This is a genomic window from Pseudomonas carassii (assembly GCF_036324045.1).
In the GTDB taxonomy this organism is placed as follows: Bacteria; Pseudomonadota; Gammaproteobacteria; order Pseudomonadales; family Pseudomonadaceae; genus Aquipseudomonas; species Aquipseudomonas peradeniyensis.
This window is the reverse complement of the sequence record NZ_JAZDCT010000014.1, coordinates 68,913-86,422: the sequence shown is the minus strand read 5'-3', so window position 1 is coordinate 86,422 and position 17,510 is coordinate 68,913. Positions and strand designations below refer to the sequence as shown.

At 64.0% G+C, this 17,510-nt stretch carries 17 protein-coding genes; 13 read left to right on the top strand and 4 right to left on the bottom strand.

Annotated features, from left to right (window positions below; all coding sequences use genetic code 11):
- Positions 1-31: 31 nt before the first annotated feature.
- From V0R62_RS12755 to ispD, 5 genes are all read left to right on the top strand, one after another.
- Positions 32-1,660, top strand: a complete 1,629-nt coding sequence (locus tag V0R62_RS12755; protein WP_050704421.1) for a CTP synthase — start codon at positions 32-34, stop codon at positions 1,658-1,660.
- Between the two features lie 3 nt (positions 1,661-1,663).
- Positions 1,664-2,509: a 3-deoxy-8-phosphooctulonate synthase gene (gene kdsA / locus V0R62_RS12750; RefSeq protein ID WP_028690660.1), complete on the top strand. Its 846-nt coding sequence runs from the start codon at positions 1,664-1,666 to the stop codon at positions 2,507-2,509.
- Between the two features lie 153 nt (positions 2,510-2,662).
- Complete coding sequence (gene eno / locus V0R62_RS12745) at positions 2,663-3,952, top strand: phosphopyruvate hydratase (RefSeq protein WP_050704422.1); 1,290 nt, start codon at positions 2,663-2,665, stop codon at positions 3,950-3,952.
- 157 nt (positions 3,953-4,109) lie between these two features.
- On the top strand, positions 4,110-4,391 hold the full coding sequence (gene ftsB / locus V0R62_RS12740) for a cell division protein FtsB (RefSeq protein WP_011535259.1): 282 nt from the start codon (positions 4,110-4,112) through the stop codon (positions 4,389-4,391).
- The gene (gene ispD / locus V0R62_RS12735; protein ID WP_330103951.1) at positions 4,388-5,095 is read left to right on the top strand and encodes a 2-C-methyl-D-erythritol 4-phosphate cytidylyltransferase; all 708 of its coding nucleotides are present in this window, start codon (positions 4,388-4,390) and stop codon (positions 5,093-5,095) included. The genes ftsB and ispD overlap by 4 nt, the downstream gene beginning before the upstream one ends.
- Positions 5,096-5,198: 103 nt before the next feature.
- On the opposite strand, the gene V0R62_RS12730 is transcribed toward ispD, so the two are convergent.
- Positions 5,199-6,101 carry a LysR substrate-binding domain-containing protein gene (locus V0R62_RS12730; protein WP_330103950.1) on the bottom strand — a complete coding sequence of 301 codons (903 nt, stop codon included), beginning with the start codon at positions 6,099-6,101 and terminating at the stop codon, positions 5,199-5,201.
- Between the two features lie 108 nt (positions 6,102-6,209).
- Here V0R62_RS12730 and V0R62_RS12725 point away from each other — a divergent pair, with 108 nt between their 5' ends.
- From V0R62_RS12725 to rpoS, 8 genes are all read left to right on the top strand, one after another.
- The gene (locus V0R62_RS12725; RefSeq protein ID WP_013971270.1) at positions 6,210-7,322 is read left to right on the top strand and encodes an S-(hydroxymethyl)glutathione dehydrogenase/class III alcohol dehydrogenase; all 1,113 of its coding nucleotides are present in this window, start codon (positions 6,210-6,212) and stop codon (positions 7,320-7,322) included.
- A gap of 10 nt (positions 7,323-7,332) precedes the next feature.
- Positions 7,333-8,181: an S-formylglutathione hydrolase gene (fghA, locus tag V0R62_RS12720; protein WP_330103949.1), complete on the top strand. Its 849-nt coding sequence runs from the start codon at positions 7,333-7,335 to the stop codon at positions 8,179-8,181.
- Positions 8,182-8,257: 76 nt separating this feature from the next.
- Positions 8,258-8,731 carry a 2-C-methyl-D-erythritol 2,4-cyclodiphosphate synthase gene (ispF, locus tag V0R62_RS12715; protein ID WP_028690655.1) on the top strand — a complete coding sequence of 158 codons (474 nt, stop codon included), beginning with the start codon at positions 8,258-8,260 and terminating at the stop codon, positions 8,729-8,731.
- A complete protein-coding gene (gene truD / locus V0R62_RS12710; RefSeq protein ID WP_330103948.1) occupies positions 8,728-9,786 on the top strand; it encodes a tRNA pseudouridine(13) synthase TruD in 1,059 nt (352 codons plus the stop codon). The genes ispF and truD overlap by 4 nt, the downstream gene beginning before the upstream one ends.
- Entirely contained in the window at positions 9,774-10,523 is a 750-nt protein-coding gene (surE, locus tag V0R62_RS12705) for a 5'/3'-nucleotidase SurE (RefSeq protein ID WP_050704427.1), read from the top strand. Before truD ends, surE begins: the two co-directional genes overlap by 13 nt.
- A 38-nt stretch (positions 10,524-10,561) precedes the next feature.
- Positions 10,562-11,200 carry a protein-L-isoaspartate(D-aspartate) O-methyltransferase gene (locus V0R62_RS12700; protein WP_330103976.1) on the top strand — a complete coding sequence of 213 codons (639 nt, stop codon included), beginning with the start codon at positions 10,562-10,564 and terminating at the stop codon, positions 11,198-11,200.
- Positions 11,201-11,384: 184 nt separating this feature from the next.
- Positions 11,385-12,239, top strand: a complete 855-nt coding sequence (locus V0R62_RS12695; protein WP_050704428.1) for a peptidoglycan DD-metalloendopeptidase family protein — start codon at positions 11,385-11,387, stop codon at positions 12,237-12,239.
- Positions 12,240-12,344: 105 nt separating this feature from the next.
- On the top strand, positions 12,345-13,352 hold the full coding sequence (gene rpoS, locus V0R62_RS12690) for an RNA polymerase sigma factor RpoS (RefSeq protein ID WP_011535249.1): 1,008 nt from the start codon (positions 12,345-12,347) through the stop codon (positions 13,350-13,352).
- A gap of 758 nt (positions 13,353-14,110) precedes the next feature.
- Here the strand turns inward: rpoS and fdxA are convergent.
- From fdxA to V0R62_RS12675, 3 genes are all read right to left on the bottom strand, one after another.
- The gene (gene fdxA, locus V0R62_RS12685) at positions 14,111-14,434 is read right to left on the bottom strand and encodes a ferredoxin FdxA (protein WP_050704429.1); all 324 of its coding nucleotides are present in this window, start codon (positions 14,432-14,434) and stop codon (positions 14,111-14,113) included.
- 140 nt (positions 14,435-14,574) lie between these two features.
- Positions 14,575-17,148 carry a DNA mismatch repair protein MutS gene (mutS, locus tag V0R62_RS12680; RefSeq protein WP_330103947.1) on the bottom strand — a complete coding sequence of 858 codons (2,574 nt, stop codon included), beginning with the start codon at positions 17,146-17,148 and terminating at the stop codon, positions 14,575-14,577.
- 121 nt (positions 17,149-17,269) lie between these two features.
- The gene (locus tag V0R62_RS12675; RefSeq protein WP_330103946.1) at positions 17,270-17,473 is read right to left on the bottom strand and encodes a hypothetical protein; all 204 of its coding nucleotides are present in this window, start codon (positions 17,471-17,473) and stop codon (positions 17,270-17,272) included.
- Between the last annotated feature and the right edge of the window lie 37 nt (positions 17,474-17,510).

The following is a 17,510-nucleotide window of genomic DNA, read 5'->3' as shown; positions in this document are numbered from 1 at the left end:
GCCGCCTTAACGCAGACTTCTAGGGTTTTTCATGACGCGCTACATATTCGTCACGGGCGGTGTTGTTTCTTCATTGGGGAAAGGCATTGCCTCGGCTTCCCTGGCGGCCATCCTGGAAGCGCGGGGCCTGAAGGTCACCATGCTCAAGCTGGACCCGTACATCAACGTCGACCCGGGCACCATGAGCCCGTTCCAGCACGGTGAAGTGTTCGTCACCCACGACGGCGCCGAGACCGACCTCGACCTGGGCCACTACGAGCGGTTCATCCGCACCACGATGACCCAGAACAACAACTTCACCACCGGTCGTATCTACGAGCACGTGCTGCGCAAGGAGCGCCGTGGTGATTACCTGGGCGCGACCATCCAGGTCATCCCGCACATCACCGACGAGATCAAGCGTCGCATCATCAAGGGCGCCGGCGATGCCGACGTCGCGCTGGTCGAGATCGGCGGCACCGTGGGCGACATCGAGTCGCAACCGTTCCTCGAAGCGATCCGCCAGCTGCGCGTCGAAGTGGGCTCCAAGCGCGCCATGCTGATGCACCTGACCCTGGTCCCGTACATCGCCACCGCCGGCGAGACCAAGACCAAGCCGACCCAGCACTCGGTCAAGGAGCTGCGCTCCATCGGCCTGCAGCCAGACGTGCTGATCTGCCGCTCCGACCACCCGGTCGATGCCTCGTCGCGTCGCAAGATCGCGCTGTTCACCAACGTCGAAGAACGTGCGGTGATCTCGCTGGAAGACGTCGACACCATCTACAAGATCCCAGGCGTACTGCACGCCCAGGGCCTGGACGACTTCGTCGTCGAGCGCTTCGGCCTGCAGTGCAACAGCGCCGACCTGTCCGAGTGGGACAAGGTCGTCGACGCCAAGCTCAACCCTGAGCAGGAAGTGACCATCGCCATGGTCGGCAAGTACATGGAGCTGCTGGACGCGTACAAGTCGCTGATCGAAGCGATGAGCCACGCTGGCATCACCAACCGTACCAAGGTCAACCTGCGCTACATCGACTCCGAAGACATCGAGAACCAGGGCACCAGCCTGCTCGAAGGCGCTGATGCCATCCTGGTCCCGGGCGGTTTCGGCCTGCGCGGCGTGGAAGGCAAGATCACCGCGGTGCAGTACGCCCGTGAGAACAAGGTCCCGTACCTGGGCATCTGCCTCGGCATGCAGGTGGCCGTGATCGAGTTCGCCCGCAACGTGATGGGCTGGAAAGACGCCAATTCCACCGAGTTCGACCGCAACAGCGGCCACCCGGTCGTCGGCCTGATCACCGAGTGGGCCGATGCCACCGGCGCGGTCGAGACCCGTACCGAAGCCTCCGACCTGGGCGGCACCATGCGCCTGGGCGCCCAGGACTGCCAGCTGGCGGCCGGCTCCAAGGTTCACGACTGCTACGGCAAGGACGTGATCACCGAGCGTCACCGTCACCGCTACGAGGTCAACAACAACCTGCTGCCGCAGCTGGTCGACGCTGGGCTGGTGGTTTCCGGCCGTTCCGAAGACGGCGCGCTGGTCGAAGTGGTCGAGTCCAAGGACCACCCATGGTTCGTCGCTTGCCAGTTCCACCCGGAATTCACCTCGACCCCGCGTGACGGCCACCCGCTGTTCAGCGGCTTCGTCAAGGCTGCCCTGGCACAGAAGAACAAGGCCTGATCCATGACTCAGAAGATCATTCGCGTCGGTAACATCGAGATCGCCAACGACAAGCCATTCGTCCTGTTCGGCGGCATGAACGTCCTGGAGTCCCGTGATCTGGCCCTGAAGGTCTGCGAGGAGTACGTGCGGGTGACCGAGAAACTCGGCATCCCGTACGTGTTCAAGGCCAGCTTCGACAAGGCCAACCGTTCGTCGGTCAACTCGTACCGCGGCCCCGGCATGGAAGAAGGCCTGAAGATCTTCGAGGAGATCAAGCAGACCTTCAACGTGCCGGTGATCACCGACGTGCACGAACCCTACCAGTGCGAGCCGGTGGCCAAGGTCTGCGACATCATCCAGTTGCCGGCCTTCCTGTCGCGCCAGACCGACCTGGTCGTGGCCATGGCCAAGACCGGTGCCGTGATCAACATCAAGAAGGCGCAGTTCCTGGCGCCCCACGAGATGAAGCACATCCTCGCCAAATGCGTCGAGGCCGGCAACGACCAGCTCATCCTCTGTGAGCGAGGTTCGAGCTTCGGCTACAACAACCTGGTCGTGGACATGCTCGGCTTCGGCATCATGAAGCAGTTCGAGTATCCGGTGTTCTTCGACGTGACCCACTCGCTGCAGACGCCGGGTGGTCGCGCCGATTCCGCCGGTGGTCGCCGCGCCCAGGTCACCGACCTGGCCAAGGCTGGCATGAGCCAGGGCCTGGCGGGCCTGTTCCTCGAGGCCCATCCGGATCCGGACAACGCCAAGTGCGATGGTCCGTGCGCCCTGCGCCTGGACAAGCTGGAGCCGTTCCTGGCCCAGCTCAAGCAACTGGACGACCTGGTGAAAAGTTTTCCGACGGTAGAAACCGCGTAAAGCTCGTTTCTCGGGTAAAGTACCGCCCGTTCCACCCCTGACCTGTCGGTCAGGGGCTCCCTTCGCCAGGCCTGCCCGTGCCATGTCGCCTGGTGAACGGCAAGAATTCCCAAAAGCTGCGTTGTTTTCGTCAATTCTGGAGTGCTTACAACAATGGCAAAGATCGTCGACATCAAAGGTCGTGAAGTTCTCGATTCGCGTGGCAACCCCACCGTGGAAGCCGATGTACTGCTCGACAACGGCATCATCGGCAGCGCCTGCGCGCCGTCGGGTGCCTCCACTGGCTCGCGCGAAGCGCTGGAGCTGCGTGATGGCGACAAGAGCCGTTACCTGGGCAAGGGCGTGCTGAAGGCCGTCGGCAACATCAACGGCCCGATCCGCGACCTGCTGCTGGGCAAGGACCCGGCCGACCAGAAAGCCCTGGACCGCGCCATGATCGAGCTGGACGGTACCGAGAACAAGGCCAAGCTGGGCGCCAACGCCATCCTCGCCGTGTCCCTGGCCGCCGCCAAGGCCGCTGCCCAGGACCTGGACCTGCCACTGTACGCCCACATCGCCAACCTCAATGGCACCCCGGGTCAGTACTCCATGCCGGTGCCGATGATGAACATCATCAACGGCGGCGAGCACGCCGACAACAACGTCGACATCCAGGAGTTCATGGTGCAGCCGGTTGGCGCCAAGACCTTCTCCGACGGCCTGCGCATGGGCACCGAGATCTTCCACCACCTCAAGGCTGTGCTGAAGGCCCGTGGCCTGAACACCGCCGTTGGTGACGAAGGCGGCTTCGCGCCGAACCTGGCTTCCAACGAAGACGCCCTGGCAGCCATTGCCGAAGCCGTCGAGAAGGCCGGCTACAAGCTGGGCACCGACGTGACCCTGGCCCTGGACTGCGCGGCTTCCGAATTCTATGAAGACGGCAAGTACAACCTGTCCGGTGAAGGCAAGTCGTTCGACGCCGAAGGCTTCGCCGACTACCTGAAGGGCCTGACCGAGCGCTTCCCGATCATCTCGATCGAAGATGGCCTGGACGAGTCCGACTGGGCCGGCTGGAAGATCCTGACCGACAAGATCGGTGCCAAGGTGCAACTGGTCGGCGACGACCTGTTCGTGACCAACACCAAGATCCTCAAGGAAGGCATCGAGAAGGGCATCGGCAACTCGATCCTGATCAAGTTCAACCAGATCGGCTCGCTGACCGAGACCCTGGAAGCCATCCAGATGGCCAAGGCCGCCGGCTACACCGCGGTGATCTCGCACCGTTCCGGTGAAACCGAAGACTCGACCATCGCCGATCTGGCCGTGGGTACCGCCGCCGGCCAGATCAAGACCGGTTCTCTGTGCCGTTCTGACCGCGTCAGCAAGTACAACCAACTGCTGCGCATCGAAGAGCAACTGGGCGCCAAGGCTGTATATCGCGGCCGTGCCGAGTTTCGCGGCTGAGCAAGAGATGGTAAAAAGGCAGCAGCCGGGGCCGGCTGAACGTTCGCACTGATCGTTCGGTCGTTTCCACGGGTTTCTGTCGACGAAGCCTGGCCTCGGCCAGGCTTCGTGCTATCGGAAGCTCGCTGCGGCGGCCTTTTTTACCCTGGATATCTTCATGCGCAGTCCCTATTGGTTGTTCCTCGTCCTGCTCCTGCTGCTCGGCGGCCTGCAATATCGCCTTTGGGTAGGCAATGGCAGCCTGGCGCAAGTGACCGAACTCAAGCAGCAGATCGCCGACCAGCATGCGGAAAACGAGCGCCTGCTGGAGCGCAATCGCGTGCTCGACGCTGAAGTCCTGGAGTTGAAGAAAGGTATGGAGACCGTGGAAGAACGGGCTCGTCATGAACTGGGGATGGTCAAGGAGGGCGAAACCCTCTACCAGCTGCCGCAGAAATGACAAATGAACTGCCGGCCTTCTGGGCCGTGATTCCCGCCGCGGGCGTCGGTGCCCGCATGGCTGCCGATCGGCCCAAGCAGTACCTGCAACTGGGCGGGCAGACGATTCTCGAGCACAGCCTCGACTGTTTCCTCGACCATCCCATGCTCAAGGGCGTGGTGGTCAGTATTGCCGAACAAGACCCTTACTGGCCCGGCCTGCGCTGCGCCAGCGATCCGCGCATCCAGCGCGCCCCGGGCGGTTGCGAGCGCGCCGATTCGGTGCTCAACGCGCTGTTGCTGCTGCACGCCCAAGGCGCATCGGATGACGACTGGGTGCTGGTGCACGATGCTGCGCGGCCGAACCTGGCGCGCAGCGATCTGGACAAGTTGCTGTCAGCCCTGGCTGAAGATCCCGTCGGTGGATTGCTCGCCGTTCCCGCCCGGGACACGCTCAAGCGTGCCGACGGCGAGGGCAGGGTGACGGCCACGGTCGATCGCAGCACCGTCTGGCAGGCCTATACCCCGCAGATGTTCCGCCTCGGCATGCTGCATCGGGCGCTGGCCGAGTGCCTGGTGTCCGATGTGGCGGTCACCGACGAGTCGTCGGCCATCGAATGGGCCGGTTATGCGCCGCGCCTGGTCGAAGGGCGCAGCGATAATATCAAGGTGACCCGGCCGGAAGACCTGGAGTGGCTGCGCCAGCGGTGGGCCGGCCGCCGCTGAGTGCCGACCTGGCACTACCTCTGTAGGAGCGGGCTTGCCCCGCGAACACCGACAATGCCGGTGCCATGCCACGCACTGGCTGCTTCGCGGGACAAGCCCGCTCCTACAGGGGAGTGCTGCGATACTCCGGTAACTTTGCCAACCCTTCCTTCAGGTAATCCACCAACCTGCGCACCTTCGGCGACAGATGCCGTTGCTGCGGATACAACGCCCACACTGCCGTATTCGGCGGCTGATGCCCTTCCAGCAACGACACCAGCGCCCCGCTGTGCAAATGCTCGAGCACGTAGTAGTCCGGTAACTGGCACAACCCCATGCCTTGCAGCGCCGCATCCAGCACCGCCTGGCCGCTGTTGCAGCGCCAGTTGCCCTGCACCCGCTGGCTGATCTCGCGGCCCTCCTGCTGCAGCGCCCACAGGTCCGAACTGCCCACCAGGCAGTTGTGCCGCGCCAGCTCCGACAGGCTGTGCGGCCGCCCATAGCGCTCCAGGTAGGCTGGCGACGCGCACAAGTACATGCGCCGTGGCGCCAGGCGCGTGGCCACTAGCCGCGAGTCCTGCAAACGCCCCAGGCGAATCGCCAGGTCCATGCCTTCGTGCAACAGGTCGAGGGTGCGGTTGCTCAGCTCCACTTCGACCCGCAACTGCGGGTACTGCGCCATGAAGCGCGTCACCAGCGGTACGATGAAGCGTTCGCCATAGGCCACCGCGCAGGTCATGCGCAGCAGGCCCTTGGGTTCGCTGGCCAGGTCGCCCATGGCGCGCAGCGCCTCCTCACGGCCATCCTGCAGGCGCTGGCAGTGCTGGAGAAAGGTCTGCCCGGCTTCGCTCAGGGTCACCCGCCGCGTGCTGCGGTACAACAGGCGAGTCTGCAGGCGTTCCTCCAGGCGGGCGATCTGCCGGCTGATGTGCGAGGACGACACCCCCAGGCGTTCGGCGGCGGCGGTGAACTGGCCCGATTCGGCCACCGCGACGAACTCGTCGATGCCCTCCCAGCGACTGCTCATTGATTATCCCTGCATGGCAATAATGTTTTGTGAACGCCTGGATTATTCATCAAAAGGCGGTGAATTACACTGGCAGCCAGTAACCGCCCCCTTTTCTGGAGACCTTTGATGATCAAGTCCCGCGCCGCCGTCGCCTTCGAGGCCAAGAAACCCCTGGAAATCGTCGAGGTGGACGTGGCCATGCCCAAGGCCGGCGAAGTGCTGCTGCGCGTCGTCGCCTCGGGGGTCTGCCACACCGATGCCTACACCCTGTCCGGCGCCGACCCGGAAGGCATTTTCCCGTCGATCCTCGGCCATGAGGGTGGTGCGATTGTCGAAGCAGTAGGCGAGGGCGTCACCTCGGTGGCGGTCGGCGACCACGTGATCCCGCTGTACACCCCGGAATGCGGCAAGTGCAAATTCTGCCTGTCGGGCAAGACCAACCTGTGCCAGGCCATTCGCGCCACCCAGGGCAAAGGCCTGATGCCCGACGGCACTACTCGCTTCAGCTACAAGGGCCAGCAGCTGTTCCACTACATGGGCACCTCGACCTTCTCCGAGTACACCGTGCTGCCGGAAATCTCCGTGGCCAAGATCCAGAAGGAAGCCCCGCTGGAGAAGGTCTGCCTGCTCGGTTGCGGCGTGACCACCGGTATCGGCGCGGTACTCAACACCGCGAAGGTCAAGGCGGGTGACACCGTGGCCATCTTCGGCCTCGGCGGCATCGGCCTGTCGGCAGTGATTGGTGCGGTCAAGGCCAAGGCTTCGCGCATCATCGCCATCGACATCAACCCGGCCAAATTCGAGATCGCCCGCCAGCTGGGTGCCACCGACTGCATCAACCCGAAAGACTACGACCGCCCGATCCAGGAAGTGATCGTCGACCTCACCGACGGCGGCGTCGATTTCTCCTTCGAGTGCATCGGCAACGTGCAACTGATGCGCGCGGCGCTGGAGTGCTGCCACAAGGGCTGGGGCGAGTCGGTGATCATCGGCGTCGCCGGTGCCGGCCAGGAAATCGCCACCCGTCCGTTCCAGCTGGTCACCGGTCGCGTCTGGCGCGGTTCGGCCTTCGGTGGCGTGCGAGGTCGCAGCGAGCTGCCGAGCTACGTCGAGATGTCCGAGAAGGGCGAGATTCCGCTGGATACCTTCATCACCCACACCATGGGTCTGGAGGACATCAACAAGGCCTTCGACCTGATGCACGAAGGCAAGAGCATCCGCAGCGTGATCCACTTCTGAGGGCGCGGCCATGACGCTGGAAAACATTTCCATCCAGAAGAGCTTTGGCGGCTGGCACAAGCGTTACCGGCACAGCTCCAAGGTGCTCGGCTGCGACATGGTGTTCGCCGTCTACCTGCCGCCCCAGGCCGAGCAGGGCGAGAAGCTGCCGGTGCTGTACTGGCTCAGCGGCCTGACCTGCACCGACGAGAACTTCATGCAGAAGGCCGGCGCCCAGCGCCTGGCCGCGGAGCTCGGGCTGATCATCGTCGCTCCGGATACCAGCCCGCGTGGCGAGCAGGTGCCAGGCGATCCGGATGGCGCCTGGGACTTCGGCCTGGGCGCGGGGTTCTACCTCAACGCCACCCAGCAGCCCTGGGCCCAGCATTACCGGATGCACGACTACGTGGTGGAGGAGTTGCCGGCCCTGATCGAGGCGCACTTCCCGGCGTCCGACCAGCGCAGCATCAGTGGTCACTCGATGGGCGGACACGGCGCGCTGGTCTGCGCCCTGCGCAACCCCGGGCGCTATCGTTCGGTGTCGGCGTTCTCGCCGATCAGCAACCCGATGGATTGCCCCTGGGGCGAGAAGGCGTTTTCCCGCTACCTGGGCGAGGACCGTGCGCGCTGGCGCGAGTGGGACGCCAGCGCGTTGCTGGCCGAGGCCGGGCAGTGCCCGGCGTTGCTGGTGGACCAGGGCGATCGCGATGACTTCCTCGACAAGCAGCTCAAGCCGCAAGCCTTGGAGCAGGCAGCGCGCAAGGGTGGCCACGCGCTGACCCTGCGCCTGCAGCCGGGCTATGACCACAGCTACTACTTCATCGCCAGCTTCATCGAGGAACACCTGCGTCATCATGCGGTGGCGCTGGGCAGGGTTTAAAGGTCGATGGCTGAGCGGCCCAATACTGCATGAAAGCAGGTAGAATCACGCCCTGACTCAATCAGGGCGTTTTTCTATGCGTATTGGCCACGGCTACGATGTCCACCGTTTCTGCGACGGTGATTTCATTACCTTGGGCGGGGTGCGTATCCCCCACAAGTTCGGCCTGCTGGCCCACTCCGACGGTGATGTGCTGCTGCACGCCCTGAGCGATGCCCTGCTCGGCGCTGCGGCGCTGGGCGACATCGGCAAGCATTTCCCCGACACCGACCCACAGTTCAAGGGCGCCGATAGCCGTGTTCTGCTGCGCCACGTGGTCGCCGTCGTGCGCGACAAGGGCTGGAAGGTTGGCAACGTCGACGCCACCATCGTCGCCCAGGCACCGAAAATGGCCCCGCATATCGAGACCATGCGCCAGCAGATCGCCGCAGACCTGCAGGTCGAACTCGACCAGGTCAACGTCAAGGCCACCACCGAAGAAAAGCTGGGCTTCACCGGCCGCGAGGAGGGCATCGCCGTGCACGCGGTCGCCCTGCTGCTGCCAGCATGACCGAACTCGAACTGCTGGGCCCACGGGCCTCGGGCGAAGCCTTGGGCACTGCGGTGCTCAAGGCGGTGGCCGAAGACTTCCAGGTCGATGAAGTCCTCGATATCCCGCTGTCCGGCCAGGGCGAGCACCTGTGGCTGTGGGGCGAGAAGCGTGACCTCAACACCGAGGAGGCGGCCCGCCGCCTGGCCCGCGCCGCCGGCGTGCCGGTGCGCGCCATCAGCTATGCCGGTCTCAAGGACCGCCAGGCCCTGACCCGTCAGTGGTTCAGCCTGCACCTGCCGGGCAAGGCCGACCCCGACCTGTCCCGCGCCGAGGACGACACCCTGCGGGTGCTCAAGCAGGTGCGCCACCAGCGCAAGCTTCAGCGTGGCGCGCATTCGGCCAATGGCTTCACCTTGCGCTTGACCGCGCTGCAGGCCGATCATCAGGCCCTCGATGCCCGCTTGAAACAACTCAAGCAGCAGGGCGTGCCCAACTACTTCGGCAGCCAGCGCTTCGGCCATGGCGGCGGCAACGTGCACGACGCCCAGGACTGGGCCGCCCGCCAGGCGCTGCCCGAGCAGCGCAACGTGCGCTCGCGGCTGCTGTCGGCCGGGCGCAGCTACCTGTTCAACCAGGTGCTGGCGGCTCGGGTGGCCGATGGCAGCTGGCAGCGCGCCCAGGTCGGCGACTTGCTGGCGTTCACCGACAGCCGCAGTTTCTTCCCGGCGGGGGAGGCCGAGTGCAGCGATCCGCGCCTGGCCATTCTCGACCTGCACCCCACCGGTCCGCTGTGGGGCGAGGGGCAATCGCCCTGCGCCGGCGCGACCCAGGCGCTCGAGAGCGAAGTCGCCGCCCGCCATCCGGCATTGTGCCAATGGCTGGCGCGAGCGGGCATGGATCACGAACGGCGCATCCTGCGGCTCCCTATTGGGCGTCTGTCGTGGCATTATCCCGAGCCTGATATCCTGCAACTGGAATTCGTCCTTCCGGCCGGATGCTTCGCCACCGTGGTGGTGCGCGAACTCGTCGATCTGGTGCCGGCAGGGCAGACGGACAGCCCATGCGTATTCTGATTTCGAATGACGACGGTGTTACCGCACCCGGCATCGCCGCGCTGCATGAAGCGTTGGTTGATTACGCCGAGTGCGTGGTGATTGCCCCGGATCAAGACAAGAGCGGCGCCGGCAGTTCGCTGACGCTCGACCGGCCGCTGCACCCGCAGACCCTGGCCAACGGTTTCATCAGCCTCAACGGCACGCCCACCGACTGCGTGCACCTGGGGCTCAATGGCCTGTTGCCGGAAACCCCCGACATGGTGGTGTCCGGCATCAACCTGGGCGCCAACCTGGGGGATGACGTGCTGTATTCCGGCACGGTCGCCGCCGCGCTGGAAGGGCGTTTCCTCGGCGGCACCTCGCTGGCCTTTTCGCTCTTGTCGCGCCTGCCCGACAACCTGCCGACCGCTGCCTACATCGCCCGGCGCCTGGTCGAGGCGCAATCGCGCCTGGAGCTGCCGCCGCGCACCGTGCTCAACGTCAACATCCCCAACCTGCCGCTGGAGCACATACGTGGCATCCAGCTTACCCGCCTGGGGCACCGGGCGCGTGCCGCGGCGCCGACCAAGGTGGTCAACCCGCGCGGCAAGGAAGGCTACTGGATCGCCGTGGCCGGCGATGCCGAGGATGGCGGGCCGGGCACCGATTTCCATGCGGTGATGCAAGGCTACGTGTCGATCACGCCGTTGCAGCTGGACCGCACCTTCAACGATGCCTTCGAGCGCCTCGACGGCTGGCTGGAGGGCGTGCTCTGATGCGCGAACAGGACGATCTGCAGCGTCGCGGCATCGGCATGACCTCCCAGCGTACCCGGGAGCGGCTGATCCAGCGCCTCTGCGAAGAAGGCGTGTCGAACGCCAAGGTGCTCGAGGCCATTCGCCGTACCCCGCGCCATCTGTTCGTCGATGAAGCCCTGGCCCATCGAGCCTACGAGGACACGGCGCTGCCGATCGGCCACAACCAGACGATCTCCCAGCCGTTCATGGTCGCCCACATGAGCGAGCTGTTGCTGGAGGCCGGGCCCCTGGACAAGGTGCTGGAGGTCGGCACCGGCTCGGGTTACCAGACGGCGATCCTGGCCCAACTGGTGGAACGGGTGTTTTCGGTTGAGCGGATCAAGGTCCTGCAGGACCGGGCCAAGGAGCGCCTGGTCGAGCTCAACCTGCGCAACGTGGTGTTCCGCTGGGGCGACGGCTGCGAAGGTTGGCCGGCGCTGGCGCCGTACAACGGCATCATCGTCACTGCGGTTGCACCCGAAGTGCCCCAGGCACTGCTCGACCAGCTGGCGCCGGGCGGGCGCATGGTGATCCCGGTCGGTCCGGCGGGGGAGACCCAGCAACTGATGCTGATCGTGCGTGAAGAACATGGCTTCTCGCGCCGGGTGCTCGGGGCCGTGCGCTTCGTGCCCCTGCTCAACGGCCCGCTGGCCTGAGCGGCACAACGGAATATTTGCGCCGGCGACGAATTCTTGCGCCTGGCCCCTGTCTATCTGGCGTGGCGTTTTTCGTACACCGATCAGGCCAATTGCGAGTCACCCCTGGCGGGGTGGCTCGGTTATAATTGAAACAATATTGCATTTTGTATCGTCATTATTTGACAGCATGAGGGGAGCGCGGGTGGGTCACACAGGCATGCGGCAGCGCAAGGAACGGTCGGTATTGAAGCTTCTGGTGATTGCGCTGGCCATGGGGACCCTGCTGGCTGGCTGTTCCAGCACCAGCTCAAATGGCGCCCGCGTGGTCGATCGCAACAACGCCGCGCCCAAGCGCCCGACCGTCACTTCGGGGCAATACATCGTAAAGCCCGGTGACACGCTGTTCTCTATCGCCTTCCGCTATGGTTGGGACTACAAGGAGCTGGCGGCGCGCAACAACATTCCCGCCCCCTACACCATTCGTCCGGGCCAGCCTATTCGTTTCAGCAGCGGCGCGGGGGGCAGCACCACGGTTGTCAGCAGCCCTTCTTCGTCGAGCAAGACCACCGTCATCCGCCGACCGGTCGCGACCACCGCGCCGGCGACCAGTAATGGCAAAAGTGCCACTACTGCCTCTTCCACCACCTCGCAAACGGTTGCCCAGGTGCCCGCCGCAGAGCGCGCCGTCGGCGGTTGGACGTGGCCGGCGAACGGCGTGTTGATTGGTAAATTCGCTTCAAACGGTAGTTTGAATAAAGGCATTGATATCGCCGGTGATTTGGGACAGCCTGTTTTTGCTGCGTCTGATGGAGCGGTGGTCTACGCCGGCAGTGGCTTGAGGGGCTATGGCGAGCTCATCATCATCAAACACAGCGATACCTACGTCAGTGCCTACGGTCACAACCGCAGGCTTTTGGTTCGGGAGGGGCAGCAGGTCAAGGCAGGGCAGACGATCGCAGAAATGGGGTCCACGGGCACTGATCGGGTGAAGCTGCATTTCGAGATTCGCCGCCAGGGCAAACCCGTCGATCCTCTCCAGTTCCTGCCACGCCGTTGATCATTGTCCCGGCCTGTTCCTTGGATGTAGAGGGGACAGGCTCCAGCGCTGCCATGGAAGGGTGACGCTCGAGTCTGAGTTCGAACTCAGCAAAGGACTATAACAATGGCTCTCAGTAAAGAAGTGCCGGAGTTTGACATCGACGATGACCTCCTTCTCATGGAGACTGGCATCGTTTTGGAAACGGATGTGGTGTCAGACGAACCTGCTGTACCTTCGGTTCGGACCAAGTCGAAACAGGGCGCGTCGCTAAAGCAGCACAAGTACATCGACTACAGTCGCGCACTTGATGCCACTCAACTGTATCTCAATGAAATCGGCTTCTCGCCCCTGCTTTCGCCAGAGGAAGAAGTGCATTTCGCGCGCCTGTCGCAAAAAGGCGACCCGGCTGGTCGCAAGCGCATGATCGAAAGCAACCTGCGCCTGGTGGTCAAGATCGCCCGCCGTTACGTCAATCGTGGCCTGTCGTTGCTCGACCTGATCGAGGAAGGCAACCTGGGCCTGATCCGTGCGGTGGAGAAATTCGACCCTGAGCGGGGCTTCCGCTTCTCGACCTACGCGACCTGGTGGATCCGCCAGACCATCGAGCGGGCGATCATGAACCAGACCCGCACCATTCGCCTGCCCATCCACGTGGTCAAGGAGCTCAACGTCTACCTGCGCGCTGCCCGCGAGCTGACGCAGAAGCTCGACCACGAGCCGTCGCCGGAAGAAATCGCCAGCCTGCTGGAGAAACCGGTGGCCGAGGTCAAGCGTATGCTCGGCCTGAACGAGCGGGTATCCTCGGTGGATGTCTCGCTCGGCCCTGACTCCGACAAGACGCTGCTCGACACGCTCACCGACGATCGCCCCACCGATCCATGCGAGCTGCTGCAGGATGACGACCTGTCGCAGAGCATCGACCAGTGGCTGGGCGAGCTGACCGACAAGCAGCGCGAGGTGGTGGTGCGGCGTTTCGGCCTGCGTGGGCATGAAAGCAGCACCCTCGAGGATGTCGGCCTGGAGATCGGCCTGACCCGCGAGCGCGTACGGCAGATCCAGGTCGAAGGCCTCAAGCGTCTGCGCGAGATCCTCGAGAAGAATGGCCTGTCCAGCGAGTCGCTGTTCCAGTAGTCACTGACGTGCACCAGGCAAACGCCCCGACGTGTTCGGGGCGTTTGCGTTTTTAGCGCAGAAGCCAATTTCATTGGCCGATCTGACGCCATCGCGGGGCAAGCCCGCTCCCACGCTGCTTTTCGGGGCTGGACGCAAAACCTGCTTGCCCTGCGAATTCGTCCTTCCGGTCCGACGCCTCGGCAAGGCCGCTCCTACAGGCGACCGTGTACCCTGTAGGAGCGGCCTTGTGTCGCGAAAGGGTCGCGAAGCGACCCCGGCAAGTCCAAGCCAGATGCTAATCATCAACACCTCCTTGAAAGGTCTGGCCCTTAGCCCCAACCCCATAGCCTGCTCTGGTCCCCTGCGAAGTATTTATTTCTCCACCCTCGTAGCATCGCATGTAAGCATTCGCTTACTCGTCATGTAAGCGATCGCTGTAGGGATCAGTAAATCAATGTCGTTTTCAGTGGCGTACTTTTTCTAACCATATGAAATATATGAATTTTCTAAATATCAAAAGATGTGTCGCCTGAATCATCCTGAGATATTCGCCGCTTGTTCCGTACCGAGGAATCGCTAGTATTCGAACTGTGTCAAGGGACAGACACAGGCTTTCAAGGATGACGGCCAGGGACATCGCGGGACGCGATTCATCAGGATGATGATTGGGACATACAGGGACTACGGAAAAAATGTGGGCGGGTCAAACCGCCCCTTTTTTTGCCCGTCGGAAATGAAAAAAGGCCCTTTCGGGCCTTTTTCGCAACTGGGCGCTATCAGCGCTCCAGGTCGGCAATCTTGCCTGTCTTGCCGTCCCACTCTTCGGCGTCCGGCAGGGCGTCTTTCTTCTCGGTGATGTTCGGCCAGATCTCCGCCAGCTCGGCGTTCAGCTCGATGAAGTTCTCCATGCCGGACGGCACTTCGTCTTCCGAGAAAATCGCCTGGGCCGGGCACTCCGGCTCGCACAGCGCACAGTCGATGCACTCGTCCGGGTGAATCACCAGGAAGTTCGGGCCTTCGTAGAAGCAGTCCACCGGACAGACTTCCACGCAGTCGGTGTACTTGCATTTGATGCAGTTGTCGGTGACGACGAAGGTCATTTCTAATTCTCTCCTCAGGCGACGGCAGCTTGCCCTTCCTTACCAGGGCAGCGCGGTTCACGGTGCTGGCTGCAGGCCAGGCTAATAACCTGCAGTGCTCGCAAACCGCGCCGGATTCTACCAGCTTGCGCGGTGGGCCGTTATAACAGGTTTTTCAGTTGATATAGCATTTCGATAGCTTGGCGTGGCGTCATGTCGTCAAGGTCCAGCTTGCCCAGCTTCTCGATGGCTGGGTGTGGCAGGCTGGCGAACAGGTCGCTCTGGTGCGGCACGTGAGGCATGTTGTCGCGGGTTGGCGTGATCGGCGCCTCATGGGGCAGGCTGGCGGTCTCCAGCCGGCCCAGATGCTCGCGGGCGCGCTGGATCACCGCCGCCGGCACGCCCGCCAGCTGCGCCACGGCCAGACCGTAGCTCTGGCTCGCCGGGCCCGGCAGGACGTGGTGCAGGAACACGATGCGTTCGTTGTGCTCGGTGGCGTTCAGGTGCACGTTGGCCACCAGCGGTTCGCTGTCCGGCAGCACGGTCAGTTCGAAGTAGTGGGTGGCGAACAGCGTGTAGGCGCGCAGCTGGGCCAGGCGCTCGGCGGCGGCCCAGGCCAGCGACAGGCCATCGAAGGTACTGGTGCCGCGGCCGACTTCGTCCATCAGCACCAGGCTGCGGTCGGTGGCGTTGTGCAGGATGTTGGCGGTCTCGCTCATCTCGACCATGAAGGTCGAACGCCCGCCGGCGAGATCGTCGCTGGAACCGATACGGGTGAAGATGCGGTCGACCGGCGACAGTTCGCAGGCGGCGGCCGGGACGAAGCTGCCGATATGGGCCATCAGCACGATCAGCGCGGTCTGGCGCATGTAGGTGGACTTACCGCCCATGTTCGGGCCGGTGATGATCAGCATCCGCGTGCTGTTGTCCAGGCCCAGGTCGTTGGCCACGAACGGCGTGGTCAGCACCTGCTCGACCACCGGGTGACGGCCTTGGTCGATGCGCAGGCACGGCTCTTCGACGAAGCTTGGGCAGTTCAGGTCTAGGTTCAGGGCGCGCTCGGCCAGGTTGCTCAGCACATCCAGCTCGGCCAGGGCGGCGGCGCTGTCCTGCAGCGGCGCCAGGTGCTCGATCAGGGTTTCGAGCAGGGCGTCGTAGAGCATCTTCTCGCGGGCCAGGGCGCGGCTCTTGGCCGACAGTGCCTTGTCCTCGAACGCCTTGAGCTCGGGGGTGATGAAGCGTTCGGCCCCTTTGAGCGTCTGCCGGCGGATGTAGTCGACCGGCGCTTGCTCGGCCTGCTTGGTCGGCAGCTCGATGAAGTAGCCGTGCACGCGGTTGTAGCCGACCTTGAGGTTGGCCAGGCCCGTGCGGGCCTTCTCGCGGGCTTCCAGGTCGATGAGGAACTGGCCGGCGTTCTCGCTGATCGCCAGCAGTTCGTCCAGCTCGCTGTCGTAGCCGGTCTTGAGCACGCCACCGTCGCGGATCACCGCCGGCGGGTTGTCGATGATCGCCCGCTCCAGCAGGCCAGCCAGTTCCGGGTAGGTGCCGGTGATCGCGGCCAGGCGCGCCAGGTGCGGCGCCTCCAGCTCGGCCATGGCGTTCTGTAGCTCGGGCAGGGCGCCGAGGGCGTCGCGCAGGCGCGCCAGGTCACGGGGACGGGCGTTGCGCAGGCCGATCCGCGCGAGGATCCGCTCGATGTCGCCGATTTCCTTGAGTTGCGGCTGCAGCTTCTCGAAGCGGTAGCCGTCGAGCAGGCAGCGGATCGAATCCTGGCGGGCCTTGAGCACCTTCAGGTCGCGCAGCGGGCGGTTCAGCCAGCGGGTCAGCAGGCGGCTGGCCATGGCGGTCTGGCAACGGTCGATAACCGATTGCAGGGTGTTGTCGCGGCCACCGCCCAGGTTGATGTCCAGCTCCAGGTTGCGGCGGCTGGCGGCATCGAGGATGACCGTGTCGTCCATGCGCTCGTGGCGCAGGCTGCGCAGGTGCGGCAGGGCGGTGCGCTGGGTTTCCTTGGCGTAGGTCAGCAGGCAGCCGGCGGCGCCGATGGCCAGGGTCAGCTTGTCGCAGCCAAAGCCCTTGAGGTCCTGGGTGGCGAACTGTTGGCAGAGGCTCTTGCGCGCCGTGTCGCGGTCGAAGTCCCACGGGGCGCGGCGGCGGGCGCCGGGGCGCTTCTCGGCCGGCAGGCCCTGTGGCCAGTCGTCGGGGATCAGCAGTTCCACCGGGTTGATGCGCTCGAGCTCGGCCAGCAGGTTCTCCCAGCCCTTGATCTCCTGCACGCTGAAGTTGCCGCTGGTGATGTCCAGCACCGCCAGGCCGAACAGGCGCTCGTCACCGAGCAGGGCGGCGATCAGGTTGTCGCGGCGCTCGTCGAGCAAGGCCTCGTCGCTGATCGTGCCCGGGGTGATGATGCGCACCACCTGGCGCTCCACCGGGCCCTTGCTGGTGGCCGGGTCGCCGATCTGCTCGCAGATCACCACCGATTCGCCGAGCTTGACCAGCTTGGCCAGGTAGCCTTCCAGCGAGTGGAACGGAATCCCGCACATGGGAATCGACTGGCCCGCCGACTGCCCGCGGGCGGTCAGGGTGATATCCAGCAGTTTCGCGGCTTTCTTCGCATCTTCGTAGAAGATCTCGTAGAAATCGCCCATGCGGTAGAACATCAGTTGGTCCGGATGCTGGTTCTTCAGCTTCCAGTACTGCTGCATCATCGGGGTGTGTGCGGAGAGATCAGACATTCAGGGCCTTACAGCGGGTGGTCTGGTGGCAAATTTCGAAACCGCTAATGGTACAGGCTTTTTCCGGTCGACGCAGGCCGGATGGGTGGGGCAAATCTGCGCAGGTTGACTGTGGCGGGTGTCAATCCCGGTGGCCGAAGAGCTGGTTCAGAATAATCAGCTCCAGAACCGCGACCAGCACACAGAACATCACGAAGCCCCGGCTGAAGACGCGTCGGGGCTGTTCAAAGGAAGGCCAATGCTGGATGTTCAGCGCGAACATGATCGCCATGATCAGCCAGGTGAGCAGTTGCGCGGGCCAGCGGCGTCGGGGCGAGAGGTCCATGCCGTTTTCCGATCCTTGTCGAGGGAACCGCGACGAT

Bases quoted from the DNA above. Each gene is read 5' to 3' on its own strand.
- V0R62_RS12755 (WP_050704421.1), top strand. From the start codon at position 32: ATGACGCGCTACATATTCGTCACGGGCGGTGTTGTTTCTTCATTGGGG.
- kdsA (WP_028690660.1), top strand. From the start codon at position 1,664: ATGACTCAGAAGATCATTCGCGTCGGTAACATCGAGATCGCCAACGAC.
- eno (WP_050704422.1), top strand. From the start codon at position 2,663: ATGGCAAAGATCGTCGACATCAAAGGTCGTGAAGTTCTCGATTCGCGT.
- ftsB (WP_011535259.1), top strand. From the start codon at position 4,110: ATGCGCAGTCCCTATTGGTTGTTCCTCGTCCTGCTCCTGCTGCTCGGC.
- ispD (WP_330103951.1), top strand. From the start codon at position 4,388: ATGACAAATGAACTGCCGGCCTTCTGGGCCGTGATTCCCGCCGCGGGC.
- V0R62_RS12730 (WP_330103950.1), bottom strand. From the start codon at position 6,101: ATGAGCAGTCGCTGGGAGGGCATCGACGAGTTCGTCGCGGTGGCCGAA.
- V0R62_RS12725 (WP_013971270.1), top strand. From the start codon at position 6,210: ATGATCAAGTCCCGCGCCGCCGTCGCCTTCGAGGCCAAGAAACCCCTG.
- fghA (WP_330103949.1), top strand. From the start codon at position 7,333: ATGACGCTGGAAAACATTTCCATCCAGAAGAGCTTTGGCGGCTGGCAC.
- ispF (WP_028690655.1), top strand. From the start codon at position 8,258: ATGCGTATTGGCCACGGCTACGATGTCCACCGTTTCTGCGACGGTGAT.
- truD (WP_330103948.1), top strand. From the start codon at position 8,728: ATGACCGAACTCGAACTGCTGGGCCCACGGGCCTCGGGCGAAGCCTTG.
- surE (WP_050704427.1), top strand. From the start codon at position 9,774: ATGCGTATTCTGATTTCGAATGACGACGGTGTTACCGCACCCGGCATC.
- V0R62_RS12700 (WP_330103976.1), top strand. From the start codon at position 10,562: ATGACCTCCCAGCGTACCCGGGAGCGGCTGATCCAGCGCCTCTGCGAA.
- rpoS (WP_011535249.1), top strand. From the start codon at position 12,345: ATGGCTCTCAGTAAAGAAGTGCCGGAGTTTGACATCGACGATGACCTC.
- fdxA (WP_050704429.1), bottom strand. From the start codon at position 14,434: ATGACCTTCGTCGTCACCGACAACTGCATCAAATGCAAGTACACCGAC.
- mutS (WP_330103947.1), bottom strand. From the start codon at position 17,148: ATGTCTGATCTCTCCGCACACACCCCGATGATGCAGCAGTACTGGAAG.
- V0R62_RS12675 (WP_330103946.1), bottom strand. From the start codon at position 17,473: ATGGACCTCTCGCCCCGACGCCGCTGGCCCGCGCAACTGCTCACCTGG.